At 62.3% G+C, this 24,669-nt stretch carries 23 protein-coding genes and 1 pseudogene; 11 read left to right on the top strand and 13 right to left on the bottom strand.

Annotation, left to right across the window (positions count from 1 at the left end; translation table 11 throughout):
- The first annotated feature begins 460 nt into the window (after window positions 1-460).
- The 3 genes and pseudogenes from CGZ66_RS40425 to CGZ66_RS28795 all read left to right on the top strand — a co-directional run bounded on the left by CGZ66_RS40425 (window position 461) and on the right by CGZ66_RS28795 (window position 2,855).
- The gene (locus CGZ66_RS40425) at window positions 461-604 is read left to right on the top strand and encodes a hypothetical protein (RefSeq protein ID WP_206073796.1); all 144 of its coding nucleotides are present in this window, start codon (window positions 461-463) and stop codon (window positions 602-604) included.
- A 326-nt stretch (window positions 605-930) separates the two neighbouring features.
- A pseudogene (locus CGZ66_RS28800) lies at window positions 931-2,368 on the top strand (ISKra4 family transposase).
- A gap of 58 nt (window positions 2,369-2,426) precedes the next feature.
- Window positions 2,427-2,855 carry a transketolase C-terminal domain-containing protein gene (locus CGZ66_RS28795; protein ID WP_206073795.1) on the top strand — a complete coding sequence of 143 codons (429 nt, stop codon included), beginning with the start codon at window positions 2,427-2,429 and terminating at the stop codon, window positions 2,853-2,855.
- A gap of 249 nt (window positions 2,856-3,104) precedes the next feature.
- Here CGZ66_RS28795 and CGZ66_RS28790 read toward each other — a convergent pair whose 3' ends face one another.
- The 9 genes from CGZ66_RS28790 to CGZ66_RS28750 all read right to left on the bottom strand — a co-directional run bounded on the left by CGZ66_RS28790 (window position 3,105) and on the right by CGZ66_RS28750 (window position 13,891).
- Window positions 3,105-3,845, bottom strand: coding sequence for an SDR family NAD(P)-dependent oxidoreductase (locus CGZ66_RS28790; protein ID WP_095090240.1), 741 nt, complete (start codon window positions 3,843-3,845; stop codon window positions 3,105-3,107).
- On the bottom strand, window positions 3,842-4,264 hold the full coding sequence (locus tag CGZ66_RS28785; RefSeq protein WP_095090239.1) for a Zn-ribbon domain-containing OB-fold protein: 423 nt from the start codon (window positions 4,262-4,264) through the stop codon (window positions 3,842-3,844). The genes CGZ66_RS28790 and CGZ66_RS28785 overlap by 4 nt, the downstream gene beginning before the upstream one ends.
- 1 nt (window position 4,265) lies before the next feature.
- Window positions 4,266-5,447, bottom strand: a complete 1,182-nt coding sequence (locus CGZ66_RS28780) for a thiolase family protein (protein WP_143748881.1) — start codon at window positions 5,445-5,447, stop codon at window positions 4,266-4,268.
- 30 nt (window positions 5,448-5,477) lie between these two features.
- Entirely contained in the window at window positions 5,478-6,980 is a 1,503-nt protein-coding gene (locus tag CGZ66_RS28775; RefSeq protein WP_095090237.1) for a sugar ABC transporter ATP-binding protein, read from the bottom strand.
- Entirely contained in the window at window positions 6,977-8,053 is a 1,077-nt protein-coding gene (locus CGZ66_RS28770; RefSeq protein ID WP_095090516.1) for an SMP-30/gluconolactonase/LRE family protein, read from the bottom strand. The genes CGZ66_RS28775 and CGZ66_RS28770 overlap by 4 nt, the downstream gene beginning before the upstream one ends.
- Window positions 8,053-10,170, bottom strand: a complete 2,118-nt coding sequence (locus CGZ66_RS28765; protein ID WP_095090236.1) for an ABC transporter permease — start codon at window positions 10,168-10,170, stop codon at window positions 8,053-8,055. Before CGZ66_RS28765 ends, CGZ66_RS28770 begins: the two co-directional genes overlap by 1 nt.
- Window positions 10,171-10,238: 68 nt before the next feature.
- On the bottom strand, window positions 10,239-11,267 hold the full coding sequence (locus CGZ66_RS28760) for a sugar ABC transporter substrate-binding protein (RefSeq protein WP_095090235.1): 1,029 nt from the start codon (window positions 11,265-11,267) through the stop codon (window positions 10,239-10,241).
- Window positions 11,268-11,342: 75 nt separating this feature from the next.
- Entirely contained in the window at window positions 11,343-12,326 is a 984-nt protein-coding gene (locus CGZ66_RS28755) for an ABC transporter permease (protein WP_095090234.1), read from the bottom strand.
- Entirely contained in the window at window positions 12,323-13,891 is a 1,569-nt protein-coding gene (locus CGZ66_RS28750) for a class I adenylate-forming enzyme family protein (RefSeq protein WP_245331272.1), read from the bottom strand. Before CGZ66_RS28750 ends, CGZ66_RS28755 begins: the two co-directional genes overlap by 4 nt.
- 243 nt (window positions 13,892-14,134) lie before the next feature.
- On the opposite strand from CGZ66_RS28750, the gene CGZ66_RS28745 reads away from it, so the two are divergent.
- Window positions 14,135-14,713, top strand: coding sequence for a helix-turn-helix domain-containing protein (locus CGZ66_RS28745; RefSeq protein ID WP_167392290.1), 579 nt, complete (start codon window positions 14,135-14,137; stop codon window positions 14,711-14,713).
- Window positions 14,714-15,106: 393 nt separating this feature from the next.
- Here CGZ66_RS28745 and CGZ66_RS28740 read toward each other — a convergent pair whose 3' ends face one another.
- From CGZ66_RS28740 to CGZ66_RS28730, 3 genes are all read right to left on the bottom strand, one after another.
- A complete protein-coding gene (locus CGZ66_RS28740; protein WP_095090231.1) occupies window positions 15,107-15,304 on the bottom strand; it encodes a GntR family transcriptional regulator in 198 nt (65 codons plus the stop codon).
- A 539-nt stretch (window positions 15,305-15,843) separates the two neighbouring features.
- Window positions 15,844-16,790 (bottom strand): IS630 family transposase gene (locus tag CGZ66_RS28735; RefSeq protein WP_417568608.1). Its coding sequence is split into 2 segments (ribosomal slippage): window positions 15,844-16,446 and window positions 16,449-16,790, totalling 945 coding nucleotides; the frame shifts between segments, so codons are not numbered across the junction.
- Window positions 16,791-16,880: 90 nt separating this feature from the next.
- A complete protein-coding gene (locus CGZ66_RS28730; RefSeq protein WP_280952840.1) occupies window positions 16,881-17,471 on the bottom strand; it encodes a TetR/AcrR family transcriptional regulator in 591 nt (196 codons plus the stop codon).
- Between the two features lie 133 nt (window positions 17,472-17,604).
- Between CGZ66_RS28730 and CGZ66_RS28725 the strand changes: the two genes are divergently transcribed.
- Window positions 17,605-18,507 carry an NADP-dependent oxidoreductase gene (locus CGZ66_RS28725; protein WP_095090229.1) on the top strand — a complete coding sequence of 301 codons (903 nt, stop codon included), beginning with the start codon at window positions 17,605-17,607 and terminating at the stop codon, window positions 18,505-18,507.
- Between the two features lie 72 nt (window positions 18,508-18,579).
- Window positions 18,580-19,014, top strand: coding sequence for a DoxX family protein (locus CGZ66_RS28720; protein ID WP_095090228.1), 435 nt, complete (start codon window positions 18,580-18,582; stop codon window positions 19,012-19,014).
- 335 nt (window positions 19,015-19,349) lie between these two features.
- Here the strand turns inward: CGZ66_RS28720 and CGZ66_RS28715 are convergent, their stop codons facing one another.
- Window positions 19,350-19,931 carry a TetR/AcrR family transcriptional regulator gene (locus CGZ66_RS28715; protein ID WP_206073794.1) on the bottom strand — a complete coding sequence of 194 codons (582 nt, stop codon included), beginning with the start codon at window positions 19,929-19,931 and terminating at the stop codon, window positions 19,350-19,352.
- Window positions 19,932-20,175: 244 nt separating this feature from the next.
- On the opposite strand from CGZ66_RS28715, the gene CGZ66_RS28710 reads away from it, so the two are divergent.
- The 5 genes from CGZ66_RS28710 to CGZ66_RS28690 all read left to right on the top strand — a co-directional run bounded on the left by CGZ66_RS28710 (window position 20,176) and on the right by CGZ66_RS28690 (window position 24,657).
- Window positions 20,176-21,372, top strand: a complete 1,197-nt coding sequence (locus CGZ66_RS28710; RefSeq protein WP_095090226.1) for an acyl-CoA dehydrogenase family protein — start codon at window positions 20,176-20,178, stop codon at window positions 21,370-21,372.
- A gap of 10 nt (window positions 21,373-21,382) precedes the next feature.
- On the top strand, window positions 21,383-21,931 hold the full coding sequence (locus CGZ66_RS28705) for a flavin reductase family protein (RefSeq protein WP_095090225.1): 549 nt from the start codon (window positions 21,383-21,385) through the stop codon (window positions 21,929-21,931).
- A 43-nt stretch (window positions 21,932-21,974) separates the two neighbouring features.
- Entirely contained in the window at window positions 21,975-22,820 is an 846-nt protein-coding gene (locus CGZ66_RS28700) for an intradiol ring-cleavage dioxygenase (RefSeq protein ID WP_095090224.1), read from the top strand.
- Between the two features lie 20 nt (window positions 22,821-22,840).
- Window positions 22,841-23,173 carry a hypothetical protein gene (locus tag CGZ66_RS28695; RefSeq protein WP_095090223.1) on the top strand — a complete coding sequence of 111 codons (333 nt, stop codon included), beginning with the start codon at window positions 22,841-22,843 and terminating at the stop codon, window positions 23,171-23,173.
- 215 nt (window positions 23,174-23,388) lie between these two features.
- Window positions 23,389-24,657, top strand: a complete 1,269-nt coding sequence (locus CGZ66_RS28690) for an ABC transporter substrate-binding protein (protein ID WP_379018107.1) — start codon at window positions 23,389-23,391, stop codon at window positions 24,655-24,657.
- The last annotated feature ends 12 nt before the right edge of the window (window positions 24,658-24,669 follow it).

Genomic DNA, 24,669 nt, shown 5'->3' with positions numbered 1-24,669 from the left:
GTATCGGGAAACCCTTGGAGAGGGCACCTCGCATGCTGCGGAGGGCAGCTCTCGCCAGCCAGTGCAACGGCCATCACCAGAGCATGAGTCATCCCCGTCGCGAGTGTCAAGTTACAATCAAGACCAGCTTTGGGGCGATTATGATGCGGTCCAGGCGGCGCCGGGTGGCGCTTCTCCGCAGTCATCCCCGTCGCGAGTGTCAAGTTACAATCAAGATCAGCTTTGGGGCGATTATGATGCGGCCCAGGCGGCGCCGGGCGGCGCTTCTCCGCCGCCCATTTGGCAGGGAATGAATGCGCCTTCGCCAGCGCCAACCGTTAACCAGCCAGGCCCATCGGATCAAGGCGCCGGGGCATGGATTTTTGGGGCAGCACACGTGCCCAACGCGCCTCCGGCGCCGGATCTAGCAATCTACGTCCCCGGCTGGCAACACGGCGATCAGCGCGCGCCTGAGGACCTCATGCGCGGAATGCACTACATGGGCGCGCTGCCGAGCCCGTCGCAGCCGCAGACAAATTTCACCATCGGTGGCGTGCCCTACACAGCGGCGTTGGGGCCATCAGGCAGGCAAAACGACATCATTGTGTTCTACCGCCGAAACTGAACAAGCGATTGCCGCACGACAAACAGGGGTTCTTCCGCATATTTGGTGCAGGTGCCGGGATTCACGGACGGTGCGAATAAGTTCATAGAGTCGGAATCGCAGTCGACGCCGTGATTTGCCCGTGCTCCATGCCTTCCGCTCGCTGATTTCGCCCGAACTTTCGATTGTCCAAATTCTCCCGGAGGCCGACAGGGTAGTGTGTCGCGCTGCATTTAATAATGAGACTCCTCGGCGTAATGATATCGAGACCGGTAATTTCTCTGGGGTCGAATACGGGTTGTTTGGCCCAAGCAGTCCATCACCGTCGCTTCTTCAAGGAGGCAGCGATGGCAGTGGAATGGACGATCACGATCGAGGGCAGGAACGAATTTGGCGACACCTGCCGGAAGGAGGTCCGCATCGACAAGAGCTGGAAGGGCTTGTTCGACGGCGATATCGGCTTCTCGATCGACGATGGAAAGAAAATCATGGCGGCCCTGCAGAGCGCGGTCGTCAGCCACGAGGCGGAGACCTACTCGCTCTTTCGCCGCGTCTGCCCGGATTGCCACACGTTCCGGCCGGTCAAGGGCTATACGACGCGCAAAATCCGGACTGTCTTCGGCACGGTGGAGGTTCGCAATCCCCGTTGGATGCTCTGCCGGAAGTGCCATCCTGGCATGGTCGCTGCCTTCGCACCACTCAACGAGATCTGCCCTGATCGAGCCACGCCTGAACTGATTGAACTGACGGCGCGATTGGGAAGCATGATGCCGTATCGGCAGGCAGCGAAGGTGCTTGGCGAATTTCTGCCCATTGAACCCACCGAGACGTACGTGACCGTGCGCAAGCGGACCATCAGGATCGGTGAACGGCTCGATGAACAGATCGCGAAGGAAGAAAGGCGCGCGCGAGCTCAAAGGCACGATCGAAGCCAGCTTGAAATGCAGCTTCCCGGCGACCGACGCAAAGAGTTCGTCATCAGCATCGATACGGCACATGTTCGCAGCGCCGATCCCAATTCCGCGCGAAACTTCGAGCTCGTTGTAGCTCGATGCGGCCGCGGCGGTCGGGGTGATGTCGGTGGCCGCTACCTCGTGACCAGCAACACCGACCAGGCTGCAATCCGGGATCGAGCCCTCCACGCACTTCAGCAAGAAGGCTATTGCGGCTTTGGCAACGTCACCGTGATCTCGGACGGCGCCGAAATCCTGAAGCGGCTGCCCCGCGCCATGCCGAAGCCGACAGCCCACATCATCGACTGGTTCCACATTGCCATGAAGATCCAGCCCATGCAGCAGATCGCCGATCACATCGTTCCCAGTCCGACCCTTTTGAAGTGCTTCCAACCATCGACAAGGACATCAAAGCCGTGAAGTGGCGTCTCTGGCACGGGCGGGTCGATGGCGCGATCCGCGACCTGGAGCAACTCCTGGCGAGACTGAAAGACTCGCAAAGGGACGGCGAGTTCTCGATCGCACGGCCTTATAGCCTCGCCTCGCAGCTCCTGATCGCGGCGCGATCGTCAACTATGGAAAGCGCTATCGGGCTGGGCTTCGCGTTGCCTCCGCTCTGGCCGAGTCGGCGGTGAATTCACTCGTCGGCAAGCGGATGGTCAAAAAGCAGCAGATGCGCAGGTCCTCCTACGGGGCCCACATGCTCATGCAAGTCCGGACGGCGGAGATCAATTGCGAACTTCGCGATCGGCTGCGGGCACCCTTCCGACAGCCAGAGCCAAACGTGCGCCCATTATTCAAGCCCAAACCACCCCTTCTGCGCGCCGCGTAACCCCAGAGAAATTACCGGCCTCATTGAATCCCGCTCCCTTTACCAAACGAAATCGGCCGTGGAGCTGACCGATGGCGCTGAAGCTGTCGGCATGGCAAGAACGCGCCGCGACGGGAACGACGCTGTGATCATCACTTGGGGAACCATGGTTGGGCCATCTCTCGCGGCAGCCGAGGCTCTTTCAGCGGAACAGCTCGATGTGGGCGTGCTGGATCTTCGTTGGCTGAACCCACTTGCCGAGAAGGCTATCGTCGACGCCGTGACAGCGGCGAAAGGCAAGGTGCTCATTGTCCACGAGGCGGTGAGGACGGGGGGATTCGCTGCCGAAATCGCCATGCGTATTCGCGAACTCGTTCCGGAAATGGATGTCAGGATTTCACGATTGACGACCCCCGACGTCAGAATGCCATCGAGCCCCGTACTGCAGAAGGCGCTTCTCCCGAATGCCCAGACAATTGCGGAGGCCGTGAGAGCAATAGGGGGCTGACCGCCAGCCTCCGGTGTGGTTTTGGAATCACCGGCTCCATTTTAGCCAGTGCCATCGGTAAAAAAGGCGGACATTGCCTCGATCTGGCCGATCAGCATCCTGTCTCCCGGTGGACATGCGCGCCGGCCCTCTGCGCGGCCTCAAGCAAGGGGGTCATCGCCGGAGCCATAACCACCTCGCAGAAGCAGACTGAAACCATGAAACTCGGAACGTCTTGCATTCGTGAAGGCCGCCTCTGGATAGTGGCATTTACTTTTTGACTCGGCGCTTGGGAAACGGCATGCCGGCGCTGTGGGCGGCGGCTCCGCCATCGACAGGAATGATGGCACCGGAAATATAGGATGCCTCCGGCGAGACCAGGAAGGCGATGAGGTTTGCCACCTCTTCCGGCCGGGCCATCCGTTGCTGCGGCAATTGCAATTGCTGGCTGGACGAGAAGCCTTCCATGACGCCGGACATCATCTCCGTTGCGGTCGGGCCAGGGCAGATGCAGTTCACGCGGATGCCAAAACGCCCATAGTCGACCGACCAGGAGCGGGTCAGTGCCACCAGGGCGCCCTTCGAGGCCGTGTAGGCATCGGCGAGCGGCATTGCCCTGAGCGCCGCGATGCTCGACAGCAGCACGATGGCGCCGTCGTTGTGCATCGCCGGGCGGAACGCACGGACGCTGAGCATCACCCCTGTCAGGTTGACGGCAAGGGTTTTGTTCCATGCGTCGAGCGTCAGCTGTTCGGCGCGGTTGTCGTCCGGCCGCAGATTGATCCCGGCACACGCGATCAGCGCATCCATCCCGCCGATCTCGCTAGCGCAGGCGCTCAGCTCGTGGTCCGAGGTGACGTCGCAGATATGGCTGGTGATCGCCGGGTCCGGATTGGGCTGGCGGTCGAGCGAATGCACGTTCCAGCCGCGATCTCTGAGGATTCCGGCGGCGGTGCCGCCAATGCCCCTGGCGCCACCCGTGATGACGGCGACCGGTGCCGCCACGCTCATTGCGACACTCCGGTCTTTTCGAGACGGAAAACCGGCAGCACCATGTCTCCCGCCGGCTCGAAATCGACGCTGACCCGGTCGCCAATACGGGCCTCCAGCGCGCTGTCGCCGACGATGTTGCTCATCAGCTGCACGCCCTCGTCTAGGCGGATGACGGCGAGCACATAGGGCAAGCGGTCGGCAAAGCCGGTCGGTGGGCCGGCGAGCTGCGTCGTCACCGCGTAGATCTCGCCCTTGCCGGCCGACGCGCGCCAGTTCAGCCTCTCGCCAAGACAGTATGGGCAGACACGCTTAGGGTACATGATCGGCCTGTCGCAGTCGCCGCATTCCTGGACCACGAAGCGCCGTTCGGCGGCGGCCTGCCAGTAGCCGGCCGACCAGTGGCTGGGGTGGGGCAGCGGGCGAGGGGAGTTGGTCATGCTAATGCTCCTTCGACAGGATGGTGACGTGCGAATCCATCCACGTCCCGCCCGAGGCGGTTTCAACCGCGTTGACGAGGTTCGGCACCTGCCGCGCCCCGGCCTTGCCCATCAGTTGCCGGAAGGCCTCGACCAGCACCGCGATGCCGCCGCCGACGGCCGTATGTCCCTGCGAAAGCATGCCGCCATTGGTGGTCATCGGCATCGAGCCGCCGGGCGCGGTCTCGCCAGCCGCGACAAAGGCGCCGGCGCGCTCGCCACGGCAGAGCTTCAGCCCGTCCAGCGCGATCATGGCGAACACCGGATAGGCGTCGTAGAGCTCGGCGATCTGGATATCTTTCGGGCCGATGCCGGCCTTTTCGTAAGCTTGCGCCGCCGCCTGTTCGTAACCGAGCCTGGCGAGGTCGGTATCCTGCGAGGTCGTGTAGTGGGTGACGAGCGAGCCGTGGCCGCGCACATAGACCGGATTTGCCGTGATGTGGCTGGCATCCTCGGCGCGGGCGACGATGAAGGCGGCCGCGCCGTCGGCCAGCATGTTGCAATGCTTGGCCCTGAGCGGCGTCGCCACCATCTTCGAGGCCAGCACCTCCTCGATGGTGAGCGGCGTGCGGAACATCGCGTGCGGGTTGAGCTCGGCCCATTTGCGCAGCGACACGCAAAGTGCCGCCATCTCCTCGTCGGTGGTGCCGGTCTCGTGCATGTAGCGGTTGGAGGCGAGCGCGCCGACGGCGTTCATGTTGTGGCCGTATGGTGCTTCCCATTCCTCGGAGACGCCGGTGGTCGAGAACAGGTCGATGCCGGCCTGCTTGGGCAGCGAGCCGACAGCATCGGAATGGACGCACAGCACGTTGCGGGCAAGGCCGCTGGCGACCAGTCCCTCGGCCAAAGCGAGCATGCTGGCGCTGGTCGCGCCGCCCGACATCACCTGCACGTTCATCCGGGCCGAGCGCAGCATGCCGAGCTCCTCGCAGAGCCTCGAGAACACCAGGTCGACGTTGAAGTGGCGCGACGCCAGCGCGCCGACCGGCATGACCACATCGATGTCACGCGGCGACATGCCGGCGTCGAGGATGGCTTGCCGGCAGGCGAGGATCGCCGCCTCTATCTCGCTGCGTTCGGGAAACCGGCCGGATGGCACTTCGCCAATTCCGACCGCGGCTGCTCTGGCTTTCTGCATTGGCATGGGGCCTCCTGGTATTGCTGGCGCCGCCGTTCAGTGCACGGCGGCGTACATGATCTTTTCTTCGGTGGCGTCCTCGGTGCGGAATTCCTCGACCACACGGCCCTTCTGGCAGACCAGGATGCGGTCGCTGAGGCCGAGGATTTCAGGCAGGTAGGACGAGATGACGATGACCGCGAGGCCGTCTTCGGCGAGGCGTTCGATCAACTGGTGGATCTCGGCGATAGCGCCGACATCGACGCCGCGCGTCGGTTCGTCGAAGATGATGATCCTCGGCTTCTGCACCAGCCCTTTGGCGATGACGACCTTCTGCTGGTTGCCGCCCGACAGTTCAATGACGCGGGCGTCGGCGTTGATCGAACGGATTGCCAGCTTCTGGCTCCAGTCGCGGGCAACCGTCGCGATTTGCGACATCCTCACCACCAGGCCCTTGTTGAAGCCGGCGGCGATGTGACCGACGCCGACATTCTCGGCGATCGACATGGTGTCGAAGAAGCCCTCGACCTTGCGATCCTCGGTGACGTAGACGATGCCGTCGTGGACGGCCTGCCGGGGCACGCGGTAGCGGACGGAGCGTTCGCCGAGCCTGGTCTCGCCGCCATGCAGGAAATTGCGCTTGGCGATGCCGGCGATGATTTTTGCGGTTTCGGTGCGGCCCGAGCCGATCAGCCCGAACATGCCGGTGATCTGGCCGGCATAGACGGTGAAGGAGGTGTTGCGCACGACCTTGCCCATCGACAGGTTCTGCACCGACAGCACACGCTCGCCGGGCTTGCGGCGCGGCTTCCCGCCTTCGCCGTAGAGGTCGCGCGACAGCGCCCGCCCGACCATGGCGGTAACGATGCGCTCGCGGTCGAATTTCGCGCGGTCGTCGCTGATCACCAGCCTGCCGTCGCGCAGGATGGTGATGCGGTCGGAGAGTTCCAGTGCTTCCTCCAGCGCATGGCTGATGAAGACGACCGAGACGCCGTCGTTCTTCAATCGCCGGACCAAAGCGAAGAAATGGTGCTTCTCCTCCGGCGTCAGCGATGCCGTGGGCTCATCGAAGACGATGACGCGGGCGTTCTGGCGCACCGCGCGTGCGATCTCGACCATCTGCTTCTTGGCAACGCCCAAGCCGGCGACGCTCGCCCATGGGTCGACGTTGAAGTTCAGCGATTGAAGGAATTGCTGGGCCGCGATGTAGAGCGGACGCAGTTTGTTGAAGAAGCGTTCGTCGCCGAGGAAGATATTCTGCGCCACCGTCATCGACGGCACCAGGCTGTTTTCCTGATAGACCATGTTGATGCCGCGCCGCATGGCATCGGCCGGCGAGGCGAAGGAGACCGGCACGCCTTCGAGCAGGATCTCGCCCGCGTTCGGTTGGATGACGCCGGCCATCAGCTTGGTCAGCGTCGATTTTCCCGCGCCGTTCTCGCCGAGCAAGGCATGGATTTCGCCTTTGCGAAGCGTGAAGTCGACGGCTTCGACGGCGGCGACGCCGCCATAGCGCTTGGTGATGCCGCGCATCTCGATCAGCACCGGCCTGTCGTTCATGGCAGCATCTCGGGCCCAAGCCGCAGCACTGCATCGCCGCCTTTGGAAGTGATCAGCAGCCCGTCCTTGTCCTCGATGCAGGAGGTGATGCCGTGCCTGGTGCCGTCGGCGCGGCTGTGCCAGCTCGCCACCGGCCGAAACTGCGCATCCAGTGCCAGTACCAACCCGAACGAGCGGGTCGGCGCCCAGGGCTTCAGCATGCCGAGCTGCTTCAGCGCGCCACCCTGGAGCGGCTCAAGGAAGGAGTGGGGTGCGGTGAGCGAGGGCGCGATCCAGAATTCCTCCTCGATGTCGCGCATCATCTCGTCGCAGTAATCCCGCTCGCCGAGCACGAACTCGATGAGCTGGCCGCGTGGCGCGAAGACCGCCAGCCAGGCGCCGCCGCCTGCGCGTGGCGCCAGCCGCGAGGGATAGCCGGGAAGATCGCTGAGGAGCATCGTGGTTCTGCCGCCGGCCTCGATGGTGACAAGGCGGCTGCGCCAGCTTTCCGAGACGACGAGGCGTCCGTCGGGTGCAAGCAGGATGCCGTTGGGATAGGCGAGGCCATCGGCGAGACAGGCCGGCTTGCCGCCAAGCGGCACCCGCCAGAGCGAGCCGGTGGCGCCCTGCTGCATGAGGTTGCGCTTCCAGCGCGCCGGCGCATTGCTGCTCGATCCCAGGCAGACGATCAGGGTGGATGCGTCATCGAAGGCAAGCGCCGTCGGGCAGACGAGCGGACGGCCGTCGAGCTTGTCGATCGACAATCCGTCATGCGCGCCGCCCTGGATCAGCACCCGGCCGCTCTCCAGCCCGATCGCCAGCGCGCCGTCGGGACTTGCGGCCAATGCGCTGATGTCAGCGTCGAAGCGATGTACGAGTTCGTCGCCACTGTCGAGCCGCAGGATCGCGTTGCCGCTGGAAAACAGGAGGCCTACCGCACTGCGCACGAGATTGTCCGGAGCGGCTGCGGCGTGCAGCAGATCGGCCGCCTCGATCGCCTGGTTGGGCTGCAGCGCGCCGTCCATCGGCGGCGTCGTCACGGCGAAGGCACCGGCGCCGCGCAGGCGGTCGTACCAGCGGGAAAACGCGGCCATCATGGCTTGTCCCCGCGATAGGAAGCGGAGGCCGTCCACTCCGGATCGGCGCCCGGGATGCGATAGCGGCCGATCCGGTTGTTGGAGACGCCGCCGAGATAGAGCCAGCCGCGATCTTCCCGCATTGAGGTGATCATCGGATGATTGGTGCCCCGGCGATCCCACAGGCAATCGGTAATGCGGCCGGTCTCGTCGAATTTGACCACGCAGCCATAGTTCATGTTGGGAAACAGCCAGGAATCCGGAGCCACCCGCTCGACCATGCGCTTGCGGAAGCCCGGCTTGCGCAGCGCCATGTCGAAGGCGGGCGTGCGCATGCCGACCAGTGCCAGCCAGTAGCCGCCGTCGGAGGCGCGGTTGATGTTGTCGGGATAGCCCGGCAGGTCGGGGATCACCACCTCATGCGTGCCACGCTTCGGCCCGTCGAACCAATAGCGCGAGATCGAGCAGCCCCACGTCTCGGCGAAGAAGAAGGACTGGCCGTCGCGTGCCATGCAGATGCCGTTCGGGAAGCGCAGCTTCGAAATCACGGTACGGGTCGAGCCGCTGCGCGGATCGAATGAGATGATGCGGCCGTTGCCGCGCGATTCCAGCGCGTCGACCATCCATTCCGACATGTCGAAACGGATGGTCGCCTCGCTGAAGAAGATCCGCCCGTCAGGCGCGATGTCGAGATCGTCGGCGAGCCGCATGCGCGAATCGTCGATCACCGAGAACCAGCTGCGGTTGGTCTGGTCCGACAGTTTCACCGCCTTGCGATCCGGGCCGATGCGGTAGACGCCCATGCCGGCGACGCAGGTGACGAGATTGCCTTCGCGGTCGAAGGCCATGCCGAGCGGATGTCCGCCGGTGTGGACGAACACTTCCTTGCGCCTGTAGTCGGGAGCCAGGAAGCGGATGATGTCGCCCTGGCGTGTGCCGCTGTAGAGATTGCCTTCGGCATCGAGGATCGGATCCTCCGGTCCGTCGATCTCGCCGAGACCGATCAGTTCGACATCCCTGAGCCGGTCGTTGACCGCATAGGGCGAGCTGGAATGTTCGCCGGTTTCGGGCGAACGGCCGAGCTTCATGTAGGTCGGCGAGACATAGACACGGGACAGAACCTTGCCGCGGTTCTTCAGCCATTTGACGTCGATGGCCACCGCCGCGAGCAGCACCAGGCCGAGCACCAGCGAACTGCCGCCGGTCGGCAGGCTGAGGCGGATCAGGCTGTTGGAGACGATCAGCACGATGATGGTGCCGAGCAGCGCCTTGAAGACCGAGCCGCGCCCACCGCCGAGGCTGTTGCCGCCGACGACGGCCGCCGTCAGCGCCAGCACCTCCATGCCGACGCCGGTATCGGAGCCCGCGGCGTTGAGGCGCGAGGCGTAGAAGATGCCGGCCGCAGCCGCCAGCGTGCCCGAGACGACATAGGTCATGGCAACGGTCCGGCGCACCGGTAGCCCGGCATTGTAGGCCGAGCGGCGCGAGCCGCCGACGGCAAGGATCTGCCAACCGGGCCGCAACCTCGTCAGGAAGACATGGCCGGCGATCGCGACCGTCAGTGCGACGACCAGCGAGACCGGCATGCCAAGCACGTGTCTGAAGCTGATGAAGTCCCAGATCGCCGATCGGGTAACGGGCCGCGCCACTTTCACAGCATAGGCGAGGATCAGCATGTCGACGACCGAGCGCACGATGATCAGCGTCACCAGCGTGGTCAGAAAAGCGCGCAGCCGGAGATAGCCGACCAGCACCCCGTTCACCAGGCCGACCGCCGCGCCACAGGCGAGTGCGATCAGCATCACCAGCGGGATCGGCCAGCCCAGCATGTTGACCAGCGCCAGCGTCACGAAATTCGACAGCGCGAACACCGAGCCGACGCTGAGATCGATGCCGCCACCGAGCATGACGATGGTCATGGCAAGCACGACCAGCAGCCATTCGCCGAACTGCGGCGCCAGCCCGCTGAGGCCGCCAAGCGTCAACAGGCCCGGAATGAGCGCGCCGAGAACGGCAAGCGTCAACAGCAGGATGACGAACGGGATCGCATTGTCGATCCAGTTCTTGGCGAGGATCTCACCAAGAACATGGTCCGGCACCAGCCTGTAGCGCAGTCGGGTCAGTGTTTCGCGCATCAAATCATCGATCAGGAATTGCTGGACCGGCCGGCGCCGGCTCAGAGCCGGGCACCGGCCGGCGGACGTCAGGGGCCGTACTTCTTGACGTCGTCAAGGTTCCAGCAGGCACCGGGATAGTTGCTGTCCTTGGTGATCGTCTTCAGTGGCGTGTAGAGCGCGTAGGCCTTGGCGCCGGGTTCCGCAGGCTTGTTCTGGAGGATGGAGCGCACGGCCATCATCAGGTCGCGCGCCTGGCCCTTGGCATCGTAGCTGATGTAGGTCGAGAAATTGCCGTTCGCGACATTGTCGCAGGCCGATGCCTGATTGCCGCCGCCCGAACTCACCAGCGCCACCTGGCCGGTCTTGCCAGCCTCCTTGATGGCCGCGGCGATGCCGACGTCCATATTGTCCCACATGCCGATGAAACCGCAGAGGTCGGGATTGGCCTTCAGCACCGTGACCGCGATGGCATGCGCCTTGCTGGCATCCCAATCGGCCGCCTGGTTGGAAACGATCTGCACCTCCGGATGCTGCTTCAGCGTCGCCTCGATGGCCTGGATGCCATATTGCGAGGTCGGGTTGGTCAGCACACCCTGCATGACGGCGATCTTGCCCGATTTGCCGCTGCCCGCGCCACAAGACTTGACGATCGCCTCGGTCTGCTTGACGGCGATGTCGTACCAGTTGGCGCCGATGAAGACGTCGCCATTGGCGTCGGCCTTGAGGTTCATGGTGATGACCGGAATGCCTTGCGCGTTCGCCTGCTGGATCAGCCGCGTATAGGCCTGGATCTCCGGCGGGTGCACGACGATGACGTCGGGCTGCTCGGAGATCAGCTGCGAGAACGCCTGCGCGCCGGCGTCGACGCTCCAGTTCGGATCGCGGATGGTCAGATTGTAGCCGAGACTCTCAGCGTCGTGCTTGAGACCGGCGGCCCAGGCTTCTGTCAGGTCGAAGCCCATGGCGATTGGCACGAAGGCGACTTTCTTGCCCTTCATCGCCGCAGCACTTTCATTGACCAGCCCGTCATCGGGCTGCTCGGCGCGCACGGCGCCGATCAGCCCAGCGGTTCCGATTGCTGCCGCAAGCAGCGTTGCCAGCATATGCTTATTCATTGCTTTCCTCCCATGTTCCAACGTTGAGTTCCTCCCTAGCCGGATGTTGCGTTGGGTGCGGCCGGCAACCGCACGTCAGATGTCTCCCTGCTGCGACGTCTGCTCGTCGCGTGGGTTCATGATCGAGTCGACGATGATCGCCCCGAGCAGGATCAGGCTCTTGATGATGTTCTGCAGCGTGTAAGGGACGTTCATGATCGTCATGCCGTTGACCAGCACGCCGATCATCAGCGTGCCGACGATGACATTGCGGATGCTGCCCTTGCCGCCGGACAGCCCGACACCGCCGATCACCACCACGAGAATGATGTCGTAGACCAGGTTCGAGCGCGCGATGCGGGTTTCGACGCTGTCGACCGAGGTGGCGGCGATGACGCCGGCGATGAAGGCGATGGCCGCCGAAGTCACATATTGCAGCAGGATCAGCGGCCGGATCGGCACACCGGTCGATCGCGCCGCGACCGGGTTGTCGCCCATTGCGTAGAGGAAGCGGCCGGCCACGGTGATACGCAGGATGACATGTGCCACCAGCGCGACGAGACCGAACAGCAACACCGCGTTCGGCACGCCGAGCACCTGGCCGCTGCCGATCCATTCGAACCAGGTGTCGGACGCGCCCTTGAGATAGATGAGGTTGTCGTCGAGCAGCAGCGAGCGGACAAAGCCGTAGGCGACCGTGCCCATGGCAAGGGTGGCGAAGATTGCGGGGATCTCGATATAGGCGACCAGGAAACCGTTGGCCAAACCAATGCTAAGCGCCAGGCCGAGACCCATCAGGATGGCGAGATCGATCGGCACGCCGTTGTTCGAAAGCTGCAGCACCCAGGCCACTGACACCGCCATGGTCGCGACGACGGAGAGATCGATGCCGCGCCCGATGATGGCAAGCGCCATGGCCACGCCGAGGATGCCCAGGATCGACACATTCTGGATCAGCGCCAGGATGTTGCCTGCGGTAAGGAAGTTGCTCAGCGTGGCCGAGAACAGCACGAAAAGCGCCAGCGTGATGACGATCACGATGCGTTCCTGGGTGAAGACGAAGGCTGCGGAAGATCTCATGGGCGCGCCTCGGCTTCGCTGGCCAGCCTCTGTTCCAGCGGCTGGCGCTGGATCTTGCCGGTGGCGTTGCGTTCGAGCTCTTCGTCGCGCACGAAGATCACCCGCTTGGGCAGCTTGTAGCGCGCGACCTTGCCGTCGAGAAAGGCGATGACGTCGTCCGCGGTCAGGCCGTCATCGGCGGGCACGACGAAGGCGACAGGCACTTCGCCCCAGCGGCGGTGGGGCTGCCGCACGACGATCGCTTCGCGGATGCGTTTGTGGTCCCTCAGCACCAGTTCCAGTTCGGCTGGATAGATGTTTTCTCCGCCTGATTTTATCAGGTATTTGCGGCGGTCGACGAATGTGAGCGTGCCGTCAGCGTTGTGGATGAAATCGTCGCCCATATGGAACCAGCCGCCACGAAAATCGCGCTCGGTTACCTCAGGCGCGTTCCAGTAGCCGCTGAACAGGGTCGGCGAGCGCAGCGTCATCTCGCCGACCTCGCCGATCGCCACTTCGCGGTCGTCCTCGTCGACCAGCCGGATTTCGCAAAACGAGGTCTGCCGCTTGGCGAAAGAGGTGGGCAAGGCACCGGCGGGGATTTTGTCGCCGCTGGCAGGTGCAATGCCGGTTTCGGTGGAGCCGAAGCTGTTCAGGAAAGGTGCCGCGACCAGCCGCGAGATTTCCGCGATCTGCGCTGGCGGTACGAGATTGGCCATGCAGCCGGCGGCGGCGACCCGCCGCGGCGGATTGGGCGCGCGGCGCTGCGCCTCGATCATGCGTTCGATCATGCCCGGCATCAGCACGAACCAGCCAACATCGATCTCGGCGAGCGCCTGGGCGATAGCATCAGCATCGAAGCCGTCGACGATGTAGACCGGCGCGCCGTGGCAGAGTGCGGCAAGGGCCGGATCGGCTGCCGCCATGTGGAACAGCGGCGACCAGGCGATCGAGCCGTCGCTTGGGCGGATAGCCCAGTCGGCCATCATCACCAGCGCCCGGGCGATGATGGCGCGGTGGCTGATGACGGCGCCCTTGGGCAGGCCGGTGGTGCCGCTGGTGTAGAGGATCAGCAGCCCATCCTCGGCGCTTGCCGAAATATCCGGCTCCTGCGGCGAGCCTGTGTCCAGCATATGTTCATAGCCGTCGCCGAACAGGGCCAGCGGGTAGGCCAGCCCGAGGCTTGCCGCCGCTTCGGCAAAGCGCGGCGAGGCGAAGATGAAGCGCGGTTCGACAAGCCTGAGGCAATGGGCGAGTTCCGGTGCCGCCTGCCGCCAGTTCTGGCAAGCGGCGATAGCTCCGATCTTGGCGCAAGCAAGCACGATCTCGATGTATTCCGACCGATTCTCCGAGACGATTGCGACACGATCACCCGCCATCACGCCATCATGCCGCAGCGCCGATGCCAGCCGGTTCACACGCTCGTTGAGCATCCCGTAGCTGATTGTGTTGCCAGCCCCGACGATGGCGGGCGAGGCAGCATTGGCGCGGGCACTGTCGCGAAACAGCGATGCCACCGTTGGTCCCGCCGCCGCGGCACGAACCGCGCTGGATCCGTGAAGACCCATGGGGCGCGGATCGCTCACGCCACTGCTCCGAAGAGGCTGCCGGCGGACAGATGGCGCAGATTTTCGGCACGCGCCAAAACGCGGCGCGACATGGGCTGTCGCATCCATCTCCTCCCGGACAACGACTGATGTTTCCTAGATGTTTCCTACAAGAAAACTTTCATGTCAACACGATTTATGCGATATCCCGTCGACTATGCCGACACGCAGCGTGCGACGCGCCAGCGGTTTTCGTGTGCTCCGATCGATCGGGGGAGGAAAATGGACGTCAGCGCAAAGATGGGAGAAATCGGCGCGTCCCTGCGCCGGCTTCGCAAGACCGCCAACCTGACGATGGAGGCGGCCGCGCGCCAGGCAGAGGTGACCAAGGGCTATCTCTCCAAGGTCGAATCAGGCGTTTCGCAGCCCTCGATCGCGGTGGTCAGCCGGCTGGCCGACGTCTATGGCGTGCCGTTGTCCGATGTCTTCATCTCGCCCGGCGAGAAGGGGCCGATCTCCATCGTCCGTGCCGACGAACGAAGGCCGATCAACCGCAACGGCAGCGAGCTTGGCTATGTCTATGAGGTGGCCTCCTTCAACAAGGCCAATCCGCGATCCGAGATATTCTTCCTGACCTTGCCCTGCATCGAAGACGTCCAGCTGCCGCGTTTCCGGCATGCGGGCGAGGAGATCCTGCTGATGCTGGAGGGGCGCATCCGTTTCGACTTTGCCGGAACCGAGATGATCCTCGGACCGGGAGACTGCATCCAGTTCGAATCCTCTTTCGAGCACAATGGCGTCGCTATCGACGGCAAGGAAGCCAAGGCCTTCGTGGTGATTACGCCTGAACGGTCAACGTAACAGGGTCGATCATATTGCTGTTTTGATCAACGAGCGGCCCATTTTGAATGGGTCAACTCGCTGCGGAGACTCCTTCGGACAAATCCCAGCAATGGGCGCTACCCATCAGGTCCGCCACTTTGCCCGCGCGTCATATGCATCATCACGCCGGCGCCTCGAGATAAGCGAGCAACGACCGGTCTGTCCCATTTGATGGAGAAAACTGGCTCGTCTGCAGGTGGCCGGGTCGGGGCACTCTATTATATGTCGAGTAATTGGTTGAATTCTATCACGTTCCGATCCGGTCGCGTACAAAGCAGTCTGGGATTTGAACGATGCGGATCGAAAGGCCACCAAGTCGCATGACGGCCAAACGATGAGGGCCGCGCTCTTACAAGCCGCATGGAAGCGACGCTAGTCGCCGAACAGGTCGGGACACGCCACGTTGAGCCGCTGCACCGTCCACAGCACTTCGCGCAGATGCGCAGCCATCCGGGCACCGGGCTGTTTTGCCTCGCCGGTTTCAACGGCCTCGAAGATCGCCACATGCTGAGCAAGCTGCGTTTCGAGGTGGCGACGCTCGGGCAAGCTAAGGTAGCGCACACGATCCATCGCAGCTTGACCACCTGGATGACCCGCCAGCTCCGGGGCAGGCCGGCCTCCTCACAGCGTTCTCGATATCGAGGAAAAGCTCGCGGGCGCCCTCGGCAACCGCCTTTGCCTGCCTGGCGAGGTTCGCTTTGCCGTCGGCGATGAAATCACTCGAGTCGTGGCCGGCCAGCCTCTGCACGACAGTGACACTGAGCACTCACTAATGAACTGGGCTTCCTCCACGTCGCTCAGCCGGATCGGCGCGACGAAGCTGCCGCGCTGCGGCAGGATGTCAATCAGGCCTTCATAGGCAAGCCGAATGAGCGCTTCACGCACGGCGTGCGGCTGACGCTGAGTTGCTGGGCAAGGTCCTGTTCGCTCAAGGCTTCGGATGGCAGCATCACCAGCGTGGTGATGGCGCGGGCCTCGCCCTACGTTTCTATCAATTGGTCGCCATCTCCGGTGACATGCGGTACGGCGGCACTACTAGCCGGCGAATGATCTTGTTCTTATGGCTTTTGGCTACAGACACCGCTAGAGCAGTTTCTGGATAATCACGGTTAGGCATCGTAGCCGGCGTGGGCGAACAGGTTTTCGCATTCTTTGGGGTGGAAACGATCGATGGCGACGGCCACGGCGTCCCATAATTCCGGGATGGACCGGGCTGCTGCCTTTCGCAGTAAAGCCTTCAGCTTGGCGAAGGCCATCTCAATGGGGTTAAAGTCCGGGGAGTAGGGCGGAAGATAGCGAAGGGAAGCCCCCGCAGCCTCGATGATTTCGCGGACACCGACCACTTTATGAGCAGGCAGGTTGTCCATCACGACGACATCGTCGGGTTGAAGCGTCGGCACGAGGACGCGGCGCAAGTAGACCAGGAATGCTTCGCCATCCATGGCGCCGTCCAGGAGCCAGGGCGCGACGATCCCGTCGAGGCGCAGGCCGGCCGTGAAGGTCGTGGATTTCCAGTGCCCATGAGGAACAGCCGCCCGGCAACGCTGTCCACGCGCAGAGCGGCCTCGTAGCCGGGCCATCTTGGTATTGAGGCCACTTTCGTCGATGAAGATCAGGCGGCTCGGATCGAGATCGAGTTGGCCTTCGAACCACTCTTCCCGCGCTGCCAAAACATCCGGTCGCTGCTGTTCGGCCGCGTGCGCTGTCTTTTTTTGTACGTGATGCCACGCTTTGCGAAGAACGCATGGACCGTCGTCAGGCTGGCTTTGACCCCGCGCTCTGCCGCAAGGCGATCGACGATCTCGGCAAGCGTGATGTCCCGCTCATCGGTCTCGACCAAGGCGAGAATGAAAGTCTCGTGCGCGTCCAGCTTCGATACCTTCGGCTTGCCCTGCCGCCCAGGTTCCAGATTGCCGCTCGAACGCCAGGCCCGATACCATGCACCAGACGTCGATATCCCGATGGCAAACCGCCGTGCCGCTTCTCGGGTCGACAGGCCTGCCTCTATCGCCTCGATAACACGCGTCCGCAAATCCAGGCTGTAAGCTCGTGCCATGCCGCTGCTCCTTCCGCAAATCACTTCGATCAGGGAATCAGAACAAGCCGTTCACTGCAAACAAACGACTCCGATTAAGGGAAAACCGCTCTAGCCAAGCGAACTGATCAACCCGTCGGCAGCGGTCTCGCTTCTTTCCTGCTGCTCCCGTCTGGAGGGGCCGGCAAGCCCCATTAGCAGGCCGAGCATATGGCTGCCGAGCAGCCGATCGATGAATTGGACGGCGAGTTCGCGTCGGCGCTCCGCACTGAGCGCGCTGGTTTCCTGCTTAAGTCCGAGCGTGAACGCAAGCATGCCTTCGAGATTGCCCACGAGGCTGGTATGCGCCATCCCTGCCAAACCGGGAAAGCGTGTGGCCTCGGCGATAACAGTGCGCATGAGGGCTATGGTGTCTGGGTCCGTCAAACGGGTCTGCGCTGTCATCCCCGCCCAGATCAAGACGTCTCTTAGCGGCTTCTCCAGAAGGGCCGCCCACTCTGCCTGCTCGGCTTCGTCGTCGGGATCGCAGGCATTGGAGATGACGGCCGAGAACAGCTCGTCCTTGCTCTCTGCATGCCGGTAGAGAGTCATGATCGAGACGTTCGCCGTCTTGGCGATGCTTTCCATGCTCGTCCCCTCGTAGCCAGTGTCGAGGAATGATGCCTTTGCGGCCGCGAGGATGTCGGCACGCTTGCTCGCCATCAACTTCGCTTTGGGATGGTCGGGAGCCCAGGATTTCATGCGGCTTGACTCCGATACGATAGTCAATCATATCATTTGAACGATACTGAACCTTATCGTATCTCTGCGTCAAAATACACGAAGGTGCCGACATATGAAAGCTGCCCGTCTCAAAGCGTATGGGGACATTGATCAGTTCGTCATCGATGACGTTCCTATGCCCAAACCGGAAGCCGGCGAGGTGCTGATCAAGATCGAAGCCTCCGCGGTCAATCATTTCGACCTGATTATCCGCCAAGGCTACATGGCCCAATACATCCCTTTGGAACTTCCCGCGGTGTTGGGCGGTGATGCTGCCGGTACCGTTGTCGAGGTCGGCGCGGGCGTGACCGGAATCGTGATCGGCGATCGGGTGATTGCCGACTTCGCGGCGAACGGCAGGGGTGCCCATGCCGAATACGGAGTTGTTCCTGTTACGGCTGCCGCCAAACTTCCTGCCAATCTCACATTCGAACAAGGTGCTGCTCTACCGAAAGCCGGTCTCACTGGACGACAATCCGTGGATGCTCTTGGCGTCACGGCGGGCGACCGCGTCCTGATTTCGGGAGGCATCGGCGCGGTCGGGCGCGCCGCAATCCAATATCTCCAGGAGATTGGGGCAAAGCCGGTGGCCGGTGTCCGTCCCGATCAGCTCGAAGAGGCGCGCCAACTGGCTGGCGAGGCGCTCGATATCACCCAGCCGCCGACTGCCGCGACATTCGACTATGCGATCAGCACCACAGCACCCGCCGCGAGCAATCTCATCAAGCATGTGCGAAACGGTGGTCAGGTTGCCAGCATCGTTCCGGTGCCGGAAGACGGCAACGTTCGCGATCGCGTGACAATCTATGAACTCTACCATCGCGCGGACGCGGCTACGCTGGCCGCAGTGGCTGACGCCGCGTCCCGCGGTCTATTGACCATCCCGGTCGCAAAGACCTTCCCCCTGGATCAAATCGGCGCCGCACAGAACGCCGTCGCCGCTGGCGCCGGGGGCAAAGTCGTGCTGAACCATTGAACGTCCATAGCGTGGTGTCCAGCCACACAGAGCGATGTTTCTGCTGAACCTCCAAATCAGGTCATAGCCGCCATGTCTGTTTCTCAAGCTCACACTGCCTCTCGCTCGTCCTCTCGTCCGTGGCACATCGGGCTGTGGGTCGCCCAGATCGCACTCTTCATCCTGTTCGGCATGCCGGGCATCATGAAGACATTCATGGATCCGTCGGCTCTTGCGCCGATGGGTATTGCCTGGGCAACCGACGTCCCAATCTGGTTGCTGCGCTTCATCGGACTATGCGAGCTGGCCGGCGCACTCGGCATGATTCTTCCGGCGGCGACGCGCATCCTGCCGTTCCTGACGCCCCTGGCCGCGCTCGGATTTGTCACCATTCAAGTGCTGGCCGTAGGCTTCCATGCATTTCGAGGCGAAACCGCTCACACCCTGCCGATGAACATCATCTTCCTGGCGCTATCGCTGTTCGTCCTTTGGGGCCGCACGCGCAAGGCACCGATTGCCAGCCGCTGATGCAGCGGTTCCCACATCTTCCGGCGCATGCACACTTCAGCATGCGCCTGCCTGAGTGAACAGACAGCACACCCCTTCAAGGCCGCTCTCAAGCTAGCGTCGAAAAGGGCTAGTCACCGCCCGGACCGGTCGCCGGCGCGCCGAGCGCTTTCCACACGCGTTCTCGGGTGTCCAGCGGCAGCGTTCGGCCTGGCACGCGCGCTCATGCTGCAGCCGGCTTCCCCGTTACCCTGATGTCCCATAGGAGATGAATCTTTAGTGCGAATGGCTTGGCAGATTCACGAGAAATGACTCGCGACCGGGATAGGCTCACCTATGCGGGCTACCTGGAGATTTCAGAGCCTTGATTTCTCCGGCGGAAGGGCAGGGCGGGGTCGTGAAGCGAGATCCTTGGCCTCGGCCTCGCCGATACCGGTCATGCAGAGGAGCCGGACGACCGTCTCGTCTATGAGCGACGGTGGCAGGTGCTCTTTCGTGATGGCGAGGCTGACGCCGACGATAGCGTAGGACGCCATTTGCCAAGTGAGTCTGGCATCGACCACCTTGAAGCGACCCGCCTGCGTGGCATTTTCCAGATCCCGGATCGCGAAGGGACCCATGCAACGGAACATGGCGTCGGCAATCACTTCAGGGCGGTTGAGGAGCTGCTTCCAGCGCATGTCGCCCGTCGCGTGGTCAATCACGGTCCGGATGCCAAATGCGTAGACCTGCGCGGGATCGGCGAAGGTGTTGGTGACCTCCTCAATTCGCAGTGCCAGATTATGCATCACGCGCTCCATTACTGAAACGGCGAGATCATCCTTGGATTTGAAATAGCTGTAGACCGTTCCCGCGCCTACGTCCGCGAGGTCGGCGATCTCCTGCATCGTGGCGGAATCAATGCCCTTCTGGGAAATTACCGTATAGCCGGCCTGCACCAAGGCTTCCCGGTTTCGTTCCTGCCTGAGAGCGACTCTGCTCTTGGTCGACGCTTTCGAAACCTGCAATGGATTTGCTCCCATTCCTGCGGGTGTGCATGCCGTACGATGCCGACAAAAGTCAAGTTCGGACTCGGAGAACGCGAAGATAAGTCATTTACGGCTACAGATCGATATTGACAATCATTCAAACTCGAATACCATTCATTTTCGTTGGGTGGATAGAAACTCCGGGAGGGTAGCCATGAACGCTCATGCGCTCGCACGCGTCGAGGAATCGAACGTCAAGGCCATTGCCGAGAGCTTGATCCCGTTGCTCTCGTCACGAGCCTTCGAGACCGAGAAAGACCGCAAAGTACCGGCGGAGAACATCAAGCTGTTGCATGAGAGCGGGCTGCTTGGCGTGTTCCGTGCCAAGAAATGGGGCGGGTCCGAGTTGTCCATGCGCGCCCATGTCGATGCGGTGTCTACAATTGCCAGGGGATGTGGCGCTACGGCCTGGGTACTCGGCGTCTATCATGCCCACGACTACATCATCGGGCATATGAACGAGAGGGTACAGGAGGAAATCTACTCGACCAGCGATATCAACGCCGTGGCCGCCGTCATTGGGCCACGAGGCAAGGCGGTCCGACAAGCCGATGGCTCCTATGTGTTGAATGGATTCTGGCCGTTCGCCTCCGGCAATGCTGCGGCGCGTTGGCTGCTGCTCGGCGCAGAAGTGTTCGACGAGGCCGGCAACAAGCTGGACGAGGGCGATCTCGCGGTGCCGACAGGCGACGCTGAGCAAATCGACGACTGGCATGTGGCCGGGCTCCAGGGCACTGGCTCCAACTCGGTGAAATGCACGAATGTCGCGGTTCCTGCCCATCGTTTCGTGTCGCTGCCCGCGATCCTGGAAAATCAAACGCCTGTCTTCGCAAGCCACGACGCGCCTGCGATTTACAGATGTCAGGGCGGTCCGGCCCTCGGCATGTTCATTGCCACTTCGGCGCTTGGCGGTGCGCGGCGCGCGCTCGAAGAGTTCCGCAAGCTCGTGCCAGGCAAGAAGGTAATGTATACCTCTCACATTTCGCATGAATGGACGGCCTTGCAGATTGAATTGGGCGAGGCCGCGGCGATGATCCATCAGGCGGAGTTAGTCTTCTACCGATGTGCCGACGACGTGGACGAGTATGCTCGTCGCGGTGAAAAGATGCCGATGGAAATGCGCGGCCGCATCCGCATGGATATCACTGTTGTTCCGCGCCTCTGCCGCGATGCGGTGCAGAAACTGCTTACAATCGGTGGCGCTGCCGGCCTGTCGCTGAAGAGCCCGATCCAGCTCAATTTCCGCAATTTGCAGGCCACATCGATGCACGGCTTTCTGCTGCACAACGCCGGCGCGGAAATCTATGGCCGAGTGCTCCTTGGCGTGGATCCCGGCACTGGTGTGATTTGAGGTATTAGTCATGGTTGCGAGGACCTCGACCTTCCCATCGGTTCCGGCGGCTGAATATGTCACGTCGGTGGCGCAACACGTCTCCTCGGTATGCGTGATCACCACGGGTCTTGACGGCGAACGGTTTGGCATGACGGCTACAGCCGTGTCCTCGGTCTCGGCAGAGCCGCCTCGGCTACTGGTCTGCGTGAACAAGAGCGGCATCACACATGAGAAGATCCTGGAGGCCGGCAGCTTCTGCGTCAACGTATTGGCCGAGGAGCAGGACAAGCTGGCCCTGGTATTCGCGGGGGTCGGCGGCAACCGGCAGGATCGCTTCTCGGTGGGCGAATGGATAACGCTCAAGACCGGCGCTCCCGCTCTGATCGGGGCGGCCGCTGTGTTCGACTGCCTCGTCGGGGGGACGTCCGACCAGTCCACGCATACCGTGTTTTTCGGGGATGTGGTCGCAACGGCTGATCGCAGGGGCGCAGATACCCTGCTCTACGGCGGGCGCCGTTTCAGGCAATTGCGCAAGGTCTTTGCCGGCGTAGATGTTGGTGAAAACGAATTTCTCTGAATGCTGTCGGCGGCGGTCGAAAGGCTCCGCGGGAGAGGATCTGATGACGCGATACTTTACGGAGGAAAATTCGACCGAAGCCGTCAATGCGCGCATGGGCGAGAGCGCCGATCCGCGGCTGGTAGAAGTGATGACGTGCCTGGTCAAGCACCTGCACGCCTTCGCCAAGGAAATCCATCTGACCCAGGAAGAGTGGGACTTCGGCATCGACTTTCTCACCCGGACCGGCCAGATCTGCAGCGCCGAGCGGCAGGAGTTCATCCTGCTCTCCGACGTACTTGGCTTCTCCATGCTGGTGGACGCGATCAACAACCGGCGGCCGACTGGTGCCACCGAAAACACTGTGTTGGGGCCATTCCACGTCGACAATCCGCCAGTCCGGAAGATGGGCGAGAATATCTGTCTGGACGGCAAGGGCGATAGTTGCCTGTTCGAGGGCAGGGTGCTGGACCTCAGCGGCAACCCAGTCAATGACGCCCGCGTGGACGTGTGGTCGGACAATGCCGACGGCTTCTACGATGTGCAGCAACTAGGCATTCAGCCGAAGTGGAACAATCGCGGCCTGTTCGTCACCGGCGAGGATGGCAGATATGCCTTTGTCGGTATCAAGCCCGTTTCCTATCCGATTCCGGACGATGGTCCTGTCGGCAAGATGCTCGGGAAACTTCATCGCCATCCCTACCGCCCTGCCCACATGCACTACGTGGTGACGGCGCCCGGATACCAAAAACTTGTGACCCACATCTTCGTTAGAGACGATCCCTATCTCGAATCCGATGCCGTATTCGGGGTCAGGAAATCGCTGATTGCGTCGTTCGAGCTTGTCAAGGACGGCGAGACGCAATGGCATTCGCCCTTCGATTTCGTGCTCACGCCAATCTCAGCCTAATCGGATTGGAGGGTTAATTCATGCCGTTGGTAAAGATTCATGTCGAGAACGACCTCTGGCAAGATAGGAAGGATGAATTGGTCGCAGTGCTCGAGCCGATACGGTCGATGCTCTGCAAGACCTTCAAGGTCGACACGTCGCTCTGTCAATTGGCCATCATCCCCACCTGGGGCGTCGACGATCAAGCACCCGTTGCAGCGGAGATCCAGATACTTCCGAAACCTGACAGGACGCGCGAGGTCATACTTGGCGCTTGCGAACGGTTACGCGAGGCGCTTTCGCAAGCGGCAGGCGCGCGCGCGGTCATTCGTTCGACCCAACTCAATCCGGAAACCTATCTGGCACTGAAGTAGCGCCGGGATAGGTAACCAGGAACGCGAGGATAGCAGTGGATTCAAGACATACCCTTGCTCAGGGATGCGCCCCTTTGAGCATAGGCAAGACAGCAGATTTCTAACCGACGGGACGCCGTCGTGACAATTGCGAAATGCATAGACCGCGCAGGAGAAGTGGGCGCGGGTTCGTCGGAAACAAGGCAACCGGGAGGGTCTTCATGTCCAAGCTCAACATCATGAATCGCAGAGAGTTGCTCAAGGGTGCAGGGACCCTACTTGCCGCGCCAGCCATTCTACGCGTGACCCGCGCTTCCGCGCAGGACGCCGTGTTCAAGATCGGCTACGTGTCGCCCAACACCGGCCCGATTGCCGGTTTCGGCGAGGCGGACGCGTTCATTCTGGGCGGCGTGAGGAAGGCCTTCGCTGGGTTGACCAACAATGGCAAACCCGTAGCGGTCGAGATCATCGCCAAGGACTCGCAATCGAGCTCGAACCGTGCCGCGGAAGTCGCCACCGAGCTGATCGAACGGGATGGCGTCAACATGCTGCTGGCCTCGGCGGCGCCGGACACCGCCAATCCCGTCGCCGATCAGGCGGAACTCAACGAAATTCCTTGCATCACCTCGATTTCGCCCTGGCAACCCTACTTCTTCGGTCGCAACGGTGACCCTGCGACCGGCTTCAAATGGACCTATCACTTTTTCTGGGGCCTCGAGGACGTGATCGCCAATTTCCTGGCCTTGTGGGATCAGTCGGGCGCCACCAAGAAAATCGGTGGCCTGTTCCCCAACGACGCCGACGGCAATGCCTGGGGGGATCCCAAGCTCGGCCTGCCGACGCCGCTCGCCAAGGCCGGATATTCGCTCATCGATCTGGGCCGCTACCAGGTCATGAACAATGATTTCTCCTCGCAGATCGCCGCCTTCAAGGAAGCCGGCTGCGAAATCGTGACCGGCAACATGATCCCGCCGGACTTTGCGACTTTCTGGTCGCAGGCCGGTCAGCAGGGTTTCAAGCCCAAGGTCGTGACGATCGGCAAAGCGCTGCTCTTCCCATCGGTCATCGAATCGCTCGGTGCTCGCGGTGACGGGCTGACATCGGAAATCTGGTGGTCGCCGAGCCATCCTTTCACGTCGAGCCTCACAGGCGATAGCTCGAAGGCGATCGCCGACGACTATACCGCTGTAACGGGCAAACAATGGACACAGCCGATCGGCTTCAATCATGCCTTGTTCGAAGTCGCAGCGGATGTCATTAAGCGCACTGCCGACCTCAGCGACCCGCAATCGGTGGTCGATGCGGTTGCGGCCACCGATATGCAGAGCTTAGTGGGCCCGATTTCGTGGAAGGGCGGGCCGCTCAACCCGGTCAAGAACGTCGTGCGCACGCCTCTCGTCGGCGGCCAATGGCAGAAGAATGGCGACCACTTCGAGCTCGTCATAACCAACAACAGCCAATATCCGTCGATTCCCGTCGGCGGTAAGCTGAAGCTCCTGTCATGAAGAAAGAGGAAG

Origin of the sequence: Mesorhizobium sophorae (assembly GCF_002270415.1) — a bacterium.
Lineage (GTDB): Bacteria > Pseudomonadota > Alphaproteobacteria > Rhizobiales > Rhizobiaceae > Mesorhizobium > Mesorhizobium sophorae.
This window is presented reverse-complemented; position numbering and strand designations above follow the sequence as displayed.

Bases quoted from the DNA above. Each gene is read 5' to 3' on its own strand.
- CGZ66_RS40425 (WP_206073796.1), top strand. From the start codon at position 461: ATGCGCGGAATGCACTACATGGGCGCGCTGCCGAGCCCGTCGCAGCCG.
- CGZ66_RS28790 (WP_095090240.1), bottom strand. From the start codon at position 3,845: ATGAGCGTGGCGGCACCGGTCGCCGTCATCACGGGTGGCGCCAGGGGC.
- CGZ66_RS28785 (WP_095090239.1), bottom strand. From the start codon at position 4,264: ATGACCAACTCCCCTCGCCCGCTGCCCCACCCCAGCCACTGGTCGGCC.
- CGZ66_RS28780 (WP_143748881.1), bottom strand. From the start codon at position 5,447: ATGCCAATGCAGAAAGCCAGAGCAGCCGCGGTCGGAATTGGCGAAGTG.
- CGZ66_RS28775 (WP_095090237.1), bottom strand. From the start codon at position 6,980: ATGAACGACAGGCCGGTGCTGATCGAGATGCGCGGCATCACCAAGCGC.
- CGZ66_RS28770 (WP_095090516.1), bottom strand. From the start codon at position 8,053: ATGGCCGCGTTTTCCCGCTGGTACGACCGCCTGCGCGGCGCCGGTGCC.
- CGZ66_RS28765 (WP_095090236.1), bottom strand. From the start codon at position 10,170: ATGCGCGAAACACTGACCCGACTGCGCTACAGGCTGGTGCCGGACCAT.
- CGZ66_RS28760 (WP_095090235.1), bottom strand. From the start codon at position 11,267: ATGAATAAGCATATGCTGGCAACGCTGCTTGCGGCAGCAATCGGAACC.
- CGZ66_RS28755 (WP_095090234.1), bottom strand. From the start codon at position 12,326: ATGAGATCTTCCGCAGCCTTCGTCTTCACCCAGGAACGCATCGTGATC.
- CGZ66_RS28745 (WP_167392290.1), top strand. From the start codon at position 14,135: ATGGACGTCAGCGCAAAGATGGGAGAAATCGGCGCGTCCCTGCGCCGG.
- CGZ66_RS28740 (WP_095090231.1), bottom strand. From the start codon at position 15,304: ATGGATCGTGTGCGCTACCTTAGCTTGCCCGAGCGTCGCCACCTCGAA.
- CGZ66_RS28730 (WP_280952840.1), bottom strand. From the start codon at position 17,471: ATGGCGAGCAAGCGTGCCGACATCCTCGCGGCCGCAAAGGCATCATTC.
- CGZ66_RS28725 (WP_095090229.1), top strand. From the start codon at position 17,605: ATGAAAGCTGCCCGTCTCAAAGCGTATGGGGACATTGATCAGTTCGTC.
- CGZ66_RS28720 (WP_095090228.1), top strand. From the start codon at position 18,580: ATGTCTGTTTCTCAAGCTCACACTGCCTCTCGCTCGTCCTCTCGTCCG.
- CGZ66_RS28710 (WP_095090226.1), top strand. From the start codon at position 20,176: ATGAACGCTCATGCGCTCGCACGCGTCGAGGAATCGAACGTCAAGGCC.
- CGZ66_RS28705 (WP_095090225.1), top strand. From the start codon at position 21,383: ATGGTTGCGAGGACCTCGACCTTCCCATCGGTTCCGGCGGCTGAATAT.
- CGZ66_RS28700 (WP_095090224.1), top strand. From the start codon at position 21,975: ATGACGCGATACTTTACGGAGGAAAATTCGACCGAAGCCGTCAATGCG.
- CGZ66_RS28695 (WP_095090223.1), top strand. From the start codon at position 22,841: ATGCCGTTGGTAAAGATTCATGTCGAGAACGACCTCTGGCAAGATAGG.